This is a genomic window from Roseibium sp. (assembly GCF_025698965.1).
Taxonomy (GTDB): Bacteria; Pseudomonadota; Alphaproteobacteria; order Rhizobiales; family Stappiaceae; genus Roseibium.
The window spans coordinates 1-8,736 of the sequence record NZ_JAILWL010000274.1; the positions used below are offsets into that span (position 1 = coordinate 1).

The window sequence follows — 8,736 nt, forward strand, 5'->3', positions numbered from 1 at the left end:
GGGGGGGGGGGGGGGGGGGGGGGGGGGTCGGAAAAGGTCTGGGGACAATCAAACTGGCTAATGAAGGCGGCACCTTGATGCTGAAAGACGCAGACGGCCGCATTATCGATCATGTCACCTGGGCGAAAAACGATATCTGGCGCTTGGGAGAGGGGCGGGCATTCATGTTCGAACGCGGCCAGTGATCCGCCGATAACTTGTAAATTTGTCCGCAGAACAGCTTAGTGTGTTTCGGTTTTTCTGATGTTTGATCGCAGTTCGGTGAGCGATGCCTTCAAATCGTTGAATGCCTTTTGCGAAAGACCGGATGCCTCGGCGACACACTCAGGCACCTGTCTGGCCCTTTCTTCAAGGTCGGAGCCCGCCTTTGTCAGCGAAACTTTGACAACGCGCTGGTCGACCCGATCACGGACGCGGGTGACAAGGCCCATTGTTTCCAGACGTTTGATCATCGGCGTCAGCGTATTGTATTCGAGGCTGAGAGCTTCACCGATCTCCTTGACGGTTCGTTCGTTCTGCCGCCAGAGTAGGGTCATGACCAGATACTGTGGGTAAGTCAGCCCAATCTCCTCCAGAAGACTTCTGTAGAGATGATTGAACGCAAGATTGGCTTCATAAACCGCGAAGCACAAAAAATCATCCAGATCCGAGTGAGGTGCTGAAGTTCCGTCGTCGGGTGAGCGCGTGTCGCGATCCTTGGTATTGGCGTTTTCAGACATAGTCCGTTCCTAAGCGGCATTTTTTTTCTTGGCAAGCATTGACAAGTTGGGCGTGTGCATCCATTTAAATCGCGAACGATTAAATCGTGTGCGATGTAAATGGAGATGATCCGATGACAATCAAGATCGACGGACCGAACATGAACCGCCGCCAGACGCTGATGGGTGGTGGTGTCATCGGGTTCGGCATGATGCTGGCCCCCAAGATCGGTGTGGCCAAAGACCTTTTGCAACAGGAGACCCTGACAATGACGACATTCACCACATCAGACGGCGCAGAACTCTTCTACAAGGACTGGGGGAAGGGACGGCCAATCGTATTTTCCCACGGCTGGCCGTTGTCAGCAGATGCCTGGGACGCGCAGATGCTGTTCTTCGGTCATAACGGGTTCCGGGTGATAGCGCATGATCGCCGGGGACACGGCCGCTCCAGCCAACCCTGGGACGGCAACAACATGGATCGCTATGCGGATGATCTGGCCGAGTTGATCGAGCATCTGGATCTGCGTGATGCGATTCTCATCGGACACTCGACCGGTGGCGGGGAAATCGCCCATTATGTTGGACGGCACGGCAATGACCGGATTGCCAAGGTTGTTCTTGTCGGGGCAGTTCCGCCGTTGATGCTGCAAACGACCGACAACCCGCATGGCACACCAATGGAAGTTTTTGACAGCATTCGTCAGGGTACGGCATACAACCGCTCGCAGTTCTTCAAGGATCTGACGGTGCCGTTCTATGGCTTCAACCGAGACAGCGTGGAAACCAACGAAGGCCTACAGGAAAGCTTCTGGCTTCAAGGCATGGCCGGTGGCATCAAGGGGCAGTACGACTGTATCCATGAGTTTTCTGAAGTCGACTATACCGACGACCTGAAAGCCATCAAACGGCCGACCCTGATCGTTCACGGTGACGATGACCAGATCGTGCCTATCAAGGCATCTGCGCACCGGGCTGCAGAGTTTGTCTCCGATTCGGTGCTAAAGATCTACGAAGGTGGCGGTCATGGCCTGGCCCAACTTCAGGCTGAACAGTTCAATCAGGATGTTCTGACTTTCATCCGCAGCTAGATCAGTTTTCCCTGCTGACAACTCAAGGGCGGCTCTTGGTAAGTCGCCCTTCTCTTAACTAGATAACGTTGGTTCTGCCGCTAGTGACTGAACTGGTCGCTGAATGAATTCGAGATGAGGTCAGGCGTTGACCGAGAAGGTCGAAAGATCCAGGTCGCCACTCCAACGCCATGCGCCCAGAAATGGCTCCGAGAGCGTTCGCCTGCCATGTATTTCCCAGGATGGATGATGGATCAGCGAGCCAGGTGGGTAACATTGGTAGTTTCCGGAGCCAACAACCCACTCTGCCTCACCTGAGATCACGAAATAGGTTTCTTCGCCAGAATGATTGGAGACGGGGTAATCGGTGAAGGGTTCAGAAACCAGAAGTCCGACGCGGATCTGGTTATCATGAATGTGACCGTCGGGGCCCAGGAGTTCCGTTGTGAAAAGCCGGTTCGAAATATCTTTCGACAGACCTCTGCCTTCCCACTGTTCCCAGTCTAGCAGAGGAGCGCATTCCAAAACGAAGTCGGCCATTTCGACCGCGTTGGGCAAGTTGCACACTTCCTGCAGCAGGGAAAGTGGTTTCAACTGAGAGATTCGGCTGCGACAGGGCTTGGAAACTGCATTCCGAAGTCGCATGGCAGCAAGATCGGCGCCGGCTCGCCCTTCAAGGGAGAATTCATTGGCAATCGATTTGAGCACCGAATTGAAGGCCTCCCTGAAATCAGCGGTTTCCCTCTCTTCCACGGGTTTCTAATCCTCGATCACGAAGGAAGTCCCAAATGTGCAGGGAACACCATCAAGCTCGCCCGGCCATTTGCAGACATTCAAAGTGGCTTCGCCTTTTGCCGATTTGTGAACCAGCTCATGCATGTATCCGGGTTTTCCAGAGGCGTAGACCTTGTCGTCGTGCTCGACAAGCGCGGCCGCCGTGTCAGCCCAAGGAAGCTCGCTGTCCTTCTTGCCGATGACCGAACCTCCTGCAAATGTGTTGATCGTGTCGTTTCCGAATATGTAGACCCCGTCCAGGTCCTTTGCCCAAAAGATCACGGGGAAGGAATTTGTTATGTGCAGGTCTTTGGATTTCATGAAATGCCTCCCAACTCCAGATGCGGTGCTGTCTGGAGGACGAAGCCCCCAGTTATCAATTACCTAGTGGTAAAAGGGATGGCTGCAAGGTAGTGGTCCTTGTAATTCCTTCGAACGCCAACAGGTGCGCAAGAGTTGCGCACCTGGTTCAGTCGCCACCGGTTCATTTTCTCTCGGGGGAGATGAAAACTGAGACCTGATTGCGCTATAGGAGACCTAGAGATCGCTTGCAGCTGTGGCGCGGATCTTTTTCCAGTTCTCCTTGGCCTTGGCGATGGTTCCCGCCTCATCCTTTTGGAATTCACGGAAGATCGCCTCGTTCAAGAAGAGGTACAGTCTCTCATCGACAATCGCCGCAAATTGCGGATCGCCATCAAATTTCTTGCCGACGGAAACGCCAAACGTGCAAAAGCCGCCGTTTTGCGGCAGATAGGCAGCCGGATCGGCTGAGAACGTATTCATCGCTTCTTCCGTGGCAAAATAGTAGGCAACGCCGTCGTGGACGGCAGTATGACGCGCGCTGCCGTCAATACGGTTGCCCAGATTGACAAATGCCACGGGGTCGACGCCATGCAGACCAAGCGGTGCACCGGCTGCCGTCAGGCCGCTGGAGGTGTTGTATTCGTCCGCGGAAAAAGCCGGACTGGACATGTTTGCCATGCTCAGGAGAGCGGCAGCTAGAAGTGTTTTCGTCAGGGTCATAGATCTACTCCATCGTTGGTGTTTGGTGGAAACGGCCGGTTCGCAACCAGCGTCAGTACTTTGCGTCCGCTTGGCCGTTTTCTCCATGTTCGAAACACCTCCAGAATTTGTAGATCGTCCGGATGGTTGCTCTACGAAAACACCGGCCGATGGCCGGTGTATTCAGGTCGATCAGGGGCGCGCATTGGAGCGCGACGCAATTGCTTTGTGTCGTTTCAGGCGGCCTGTGCTTCCGTCATTTCCGGTTTGTGGAGTGAAACAACGGTCAGGACTGCAAGGGCATTGACGATGTAATAAGCAAAGTCGATACCGGAAAAGCCGAGAGCAAAAGGTGCAGCCAGGAACACGACGCCGACGGCAAAATCCACGATCAGGTGGAACGAATAGGGCAGCACGCGGATAAGGCCGGTTTCATGATCGGTCAGGATCGTCAGGATCAGCGCGGCGACCCCGGTAACGACTGAGAGCCAAAAAGCGAGCGGGGATGACTGACCGAGATTGAGTAGCATCGGTAGCGCGATCAGACCGAAAGCGACCGGATAGTCCAAATAGGCGTGCATTGTTTTCGTAACGAAACGTATGTTCATGGTCTAACTCCTCTGACACGGTTGATTGGAGGCATCCGCCTCTCGAGGAGAAAGATGTTTTCTTCATGCCGTGTGATCCATGCACGAAAGTCCCTGAAAATTGATCGATCGTCCGTGAGACTTGCAAATCGGGTTCTGCCTCCGCAAAACTCGAATATCGGTTTTGTCGATGGCGGGACAGCATGCAATACGATGCCTTGAGTCAGATCCTCGATGCGCTGAAACTGCGCGGCTCGATCTATTTTCACACGAATTTCTCACCGCCCTGGGGGGTAAGAGTGCCGGCTTTCGGCAATGTTGCGCGGTTTCACATGGCCATGCGCGGTTCCTGCTGGCTGGCGGTCGAGGGGCACGAAACACCCATCTATCTGGCAACGGGGGATCTGGTCGTCATTCCACACGGTGCGGCGCATGTTCTGTGCGACCAGCTTGGGCGTGAGACAACGTCCGTCGATCAGGTTCTGCAGCAGACGGGCTACACAGGCGAAGGTGCCCTTTATTTCGGCGGTCCGGAGGAAGAACAAAGCTGCAAGCTGTTTTGCGGCCATTTCGAGTTCGAGGAGGGGACGGTCCATCCGATCCTGGAGGCACTTCCAAGTGTCATTCACGTGCCGAACACACAAACACTGAACGCACATTGGCTGGAGACAGTGATGCGCTTCGTGGCGAGCGAAGTCAGTGCGACGATGCCGGGTTCCGATGCGATCATTCATCGCCTGACCGAGATCATCTTCATCCAGGTTGTTCGTACCTTTGTCGATCGGGAGGGCGACAGGGCGGGGTGTCTTGCCGCGGTGCTCAATCCGAAACTCGGGCGCAGCATGTCACAGATCCACCTTGCACCGGAAAGGCCGTGGACAGTGGAAACACTGGCTCGTGAGGCAGGTATGTCGCGCACGGTGTTTGCAGAACGGTTTACCGGTCTCGTCGGCATGACGCCGCTTGCGTATGTCACCCATTGGCGCATGGAGAAAGCCCGGCGGGACCTGCGCGACACCGACCTGCCGCTGATCGATATAGCCGAAAACATTGGCTACAATTCGGAAGCTGCCTTCAACCGCGCGTTCAAGCGACAGTTCGACCTGACACCAGGGCAAATGAGACGCACTGGGTCAATGACACCCGCGGACCCCAGCTAGCAATTGGGGCCGAGAATTTATCTGGCTTTGGTCGCCGCCGACGGGAGAAAGCAATTCAGTGTTATGTTTCTTACCGCACAGGGGCGCACGCAAAACCTAGTGTGACCGGGTCCCTCCTTTCTGGTGGATCAGAATATCCAGAAGAAACGGGATGTTGACTGTGCCCAAGAACGTCGGCGTTACCAGTGTGTCATTTTCAAAGAATTCAACGACGTCCAATTGAGAATACAATTCGAACAGCCGGGCTGAATCTGCCGTGAAATCGTTCTCCAGAGCGTGTTTGGGATCGGAGAAAAAGTGGCGCAGCATCATAAGCGTTTCGACGGGGAACGTGCCGTGATGATCCCACAATGGAGAAAACTTCACCGTGAATTTACGGATCGGGTCGATGTCGCCGCCAAGGTGTTCCATCTGAGCGGTTTGCGCTCCGTAGAAATCGGGCAGATGCTTTCGACCATACTCCGTAAGCGTATGGGCCTTCAGGATTTCTGTGAGCTCCTCAGGAACCCCGTCCGGGTCCTCTTCGGTGAAACCCAGGAAAGAGAGACGCGTATAAAGTTCGTTCGTGACAGAAGTCAGGCCGGTCATGAAGACAGGAGTTTTGTCCTCGGCAAGGAGGTTGATACTGCCGCGCAAACTCGACCTGTCACCCTCGCTCAGTGCATAAAACATAAGACAGGTCTCCGCCCACCAATGCAGATGAGTTGGATCGTCCGATGCCGTTTCAAGGACAAACTCCTCTTGAGCGCCGTTGGTAACGGTTTTGGAAAATTTACGCTGTCCAAGATTCACTTGCTGTCTCCAGAATCGCTTGAATTGCCAACAAAAAAAAGGCGGCCGAGGCCGCCTTTTCAAGCACAAGTTGAAGAAAAGGGTCAACCAATGATGCCGTTCAACGTTGCGCTTGGGCGCATGACGGCGTCGACCTTGTTCTGCGGGGCATGGTAGTAACCGCCGGTGTCCGCAGGAGAGCCCTGAACACCATTCAGTTCACCAACGATCTTGTCTTCGTTGGAAGCAAGTGCTTCTGCGATCGGTGTGAACTGAGCTTTCAGCTCTGCGTCCTGGTCCTGTGCTGCCAGGGCCTGTGCCCAATAAAGGGCGATATAGAAGTGGCTGCCACGGTTGTCCAAACCACCGACCTTGCGTGCCGGAGACTTGCCGTTGTCGAGCAGGCCTTCGATCGCCTGGTCAAGCGCGTCAGCCAGAACCTGGGACTTCGTATTGCCTTTTGCATTGGCAAGGTGCTCCAGCGATGCGCCGAGAGCGCAGAACTCACCAAGGGAGTCCCAGCGCAGGTAGTTTTCTTCCTGCAACTGCTGAACGTGCTTGGGTGCCGAGCCACCGGCACCGGTTTCGAAGAGGCCACCACCGTTCATCAACGGAACGATGGAGAGCATTTTTGCCGAAGTTCCGACTTCCAGGATCGGGTAGAGGTCAGTCAGGTAGTCACGCAAAACGTTTCCGGTGATGGAGATGGTGTCTTCTCCGCGTGCAATGCGCTCGGTTGTGTATTTTGCAGCGTCTGCCGGCGCCATGATCTGAAGATCCAGACCCGTGGTGTCATGTTCTGGCAGGTAAGCCTTGACCTTCTTGATCAGCTCGGCGTCATGGGCGCGGTTTTCATTCAGCCAGAAGACCCCCGGCATGCCGGAGAGACGCGAACGGGTGACGCCCAGTTTGACCCAGTCACGGATCGGTGCGTCCTTGGTGCGGCAGGCGCGCCAGATGTCGCCCTCTTCCACTTCGTGTTCGAGAAGCGTATTGCCGGCTTCATCGACGATACGGATGGTGCCGTCAGCCGGTGCCTTGAATGTCTGTGGGTGGGAACCGTATTCCTCAGCCTTCTGGGCCATCAGGCCGACATTCGGCACGGTGCCCATTTTCGACGGATCCAGTGCGCCATTTTCGCGGCAGAAATCGATGACGGCGGAGTAAACGCCGGCGTAGGAACTGTCCGGGATGACGCATTTGGCGTCGGCTTCGTTGCCATCCGGTCCCCAGCCCTTGCCGCCGGCCCGGATCAGTGCGGGCATGGAAGCGTCGATGATGACGTCAGAGGAAACATGCAGGTTGGTGATGCCCTTGTCGGAGTTCACCATGTACATGGCCGGGCCATTGTCGAGTGCTGCCTTGATATCGGCTTCAACCTCTTCTCTTTTGCCAGCCGGAAGAGTTGCAACCTTGGCTTCAAGATCACCGAGGCCGAGATCCGGATTGACGCCGAGTTCAGCGAAGGTCGTTGCATGCTTAGCAAACACATCCTTCAGGAAGGCCTTGACGCAGTGCCCGAACAGAATCGGGTCGGAGACCTTCATCATCGTTGCTTTCAGGTGCAGCGAGAACAGGATGCCCTGGTCCTTTGCGTCCTGGATTTCCTTTTCAAGGAATGCAGACAGTGCCTTGACGCTCATGTAGGTGGCGTCGATCACGTCGCCTTCTTCCAATGGCCAGTCAGACTTGAGGACTGTTAGGTCGCCGCCTTTGGCGTCGAATTCTATCTTTGCGGTTCCGGTGGATTCGGCCGGTACCGTCAGCGACTTCTCGTTGGAGCGGAAGTCGTTCTCACCCATGGTGGAAACGTGGGTCTTGGAGGAAGAGGACCATGCACCCATCCGGTGCGGGTTCTTCTTGGCGTATTCCTTGACGGCCTTCGGCGCACGGCGGTCGGAGTTGCCTTCACGAAGAACCGGGTTCACCGCAGACCCCTTGATGGCGTCGTATTTGGCCTTGACGGTTTTTTCTTCGTCCGTCTTCGGTTCTGCCGGGTAATCGGGCAACTTGTACCCTTGTGCCTGCAGTTCCGCGATCGCGGCGTTCAACTGCGGCTGAGACGCGGAAATGTTCGGCAGCTTGATCACATTGGCATCCGGCTGCTTGACCATCTGGCCAAGCTCGGCCAGATCGTCGGACTGCTTCTGCTCATCAGTCAGGTATTCGGGGAAGTTCGCCAGAATACGTCCTGCGAGAGAAATGTCCCTTGTTCCGATGGTCAGTCCTGCTGCCTTTGTGAAGGCGCGGATGATCGGCAGGAACGAGGCACTGGCCAGTTCCGGTGCTTCGTCGACCTTTGTATAGATGATGTCGGCCATAACTCTCACATTTCCTAGCGTTCGAAGTGTGGTCGGAGAGGGCAGCTGTTGCGCCCCCGAACGGGATTTCGTCAAGCGTATACAATTGTACGCAATCAAAAGCCAGCCCTTCAAAGGACAAAGGCGGCAAACTCCGGCGCTGTTCTAACAAAGCTTGGAAAAATGTCCATTGGTAGGATGGGGGAGAAGTGGCTACTGGCCGCCTTCTTTCTCATTGTCATCCCGGACAAGCATGAGCGCAGATCCGGGACCCAGTATGCCGTGTCGTTTCGGTTTTGGCTTCGGACGTCTGCGGATACTGGATCCCTGCCTTCGCAGGGATGACAAGGTTGAAAATGACTGAGCCCATATTG

The 8,736-nt window shown here is 55.3% G+C and carries 10 protein-coding genes; 3 read left to right on the forward strand and 7 right to left on the reverse strand.

From position 1 onward, the window contains the following. On the forward strand, window positions 1–185 hold a 185-nt coding region (locus K5905_RS20345), incomplete at its 5' end, for a hypothetical protein (RefSeq protein WP_297587021.1). 36 nt (window positions 186–221) lie between these two features. Here K5905_RS20345 and K5905_RS20350 read toward each other — a convergent pair. Then, window positions 222–719: a MarR family winged helix-turn-helix transcriptional regulator gene (locus K5905_RS20350; RefSeq protein ID WP_297587023.1), complete on the reverse strand. Its 498-nt coding sequence runs from the start codon at window positions 717–719 to the stop codon at window positions 222–224. 248 nt (window positions 720–967) lie between these two features. Between K5905_RS20350 and K5905_RS20355 the strand changes: the two genes are divergently transcribed. Continuing rightward, window positions 968–1,789 carry an alpha/beta hydrolase gene (locus tag K5905_RS20355; RefSeq protein ID WP_297587041.1) on the forward strand — a complete coding sequence of 274 codons (822 nt, stop codon included), beginning with the start codon at window positions 968–970 and terminating at the stop codon, window positions 1,787–1,789. A gap of 120 nt (window positions 1,790–1,909) precedes the next feature. Here the strand turns inward: K5905_RS20355 and K5905_RS20360 are convergent, their stop codons facing one another. From K5905_RS20360 to K5905_RS20375, 4 genes are all read right to left on the reverse strand, one after another. Further along, complete coding sequence (locus K5905_RS20360) at window positions 1,910–2,521, reverse strand: dimethylsulfonioproprionate lyase family protein (RefSeq protein ID WP_297587026.1); 612 nt, start codon at window positions 2,519–2,521, stop codon at window positions 1,910–1,912. A gap of 6 nt (window positions 2,522–2,527) precedes the next feature. Continuing rightward, on the reverse strand, window positions 2,528–2,863 hold the full coding sequence (locus K5905_RS20365) for a PAS domain-containing protein (RefSeq protein ID WP_297587027.1): 336 nt from the start codon (window positions 2,861–2,863) through the stop codon (window positions 2,528–2,530). A gap of 216 nt (window positions 2,864–3,079) precedes the next feature. After that, window positions 3,080–3,565 (reverse strand): YHS domain-containing (seleno)protein, encoded by a 486-nt coding sequence (locus K5905_RS20370; RefSeq protein WP_297587030.1) that lies wholly within the window; start codon window positions 3,563–3,565, stop codon window positions 3,080–3,082. A 215-nt stretch (window positions 3,566–3,780) separates the two neighbouring features. Continuing rightward, window positions 3,781–4,152 carry a hypothetical protein gene (locus K5905_RS20375; RefSeq protein ID WP_297587032.1) on the reverse strand — a complete coding sequence of 124 codons (372 nt, stop codon included), beginning with the start codon at window positions 4,150–4,152 and terminating at the stop codon, window positions 3,781–3,783. Window positions 4,153–4,334: 182 nt separating this feature from the next. Here K5905_RS20375 and K5905_RS20380 point away from each other — a divergent pair, with 182 nt between their 5' ends. Then, complete coding sequence (locus tag K5905_RS20380; RefSeq protein WP_297587034.1) at window positions 4,335–5,291, forward strand: AraC family transcriptional regulator; 957 nt, start codon at window positions 4,335–4,337, stop codon at window positions 5,289–5,291. Window positions 5,292–5,387: 96 nt separating this feature from the next. Here K5905_RS20380 and K5905_RS20385 read toward each other — a convergent pair whose 3' ends face one another. Next, window positions 5,388–6,083 (reverse strand): hypothetical protein, encoded by a 696-nt coding sequence (locus tag K5905_RS20385; RefSeq protein ID WP_297587036.1) that lies wholly within the window; start codon window positions 6,081–6,083, stop codon window positions 5,388–5,390. Between the two features lie 83 nt (window positions 6,084–6,166). Next, a complete protein-coding gene (locus K5905_RS20390; protein ID WP_367186995.1) occupies window positions 6,167–8,392 on the reverse strand; it encodes an NADP-dependent isocitrate dehydrogenase in 2,226 nt (741 codons plus the stop codon). Between the last annotated feature and the right edge of the window lie 344 nt (window positions 8,393–8,736).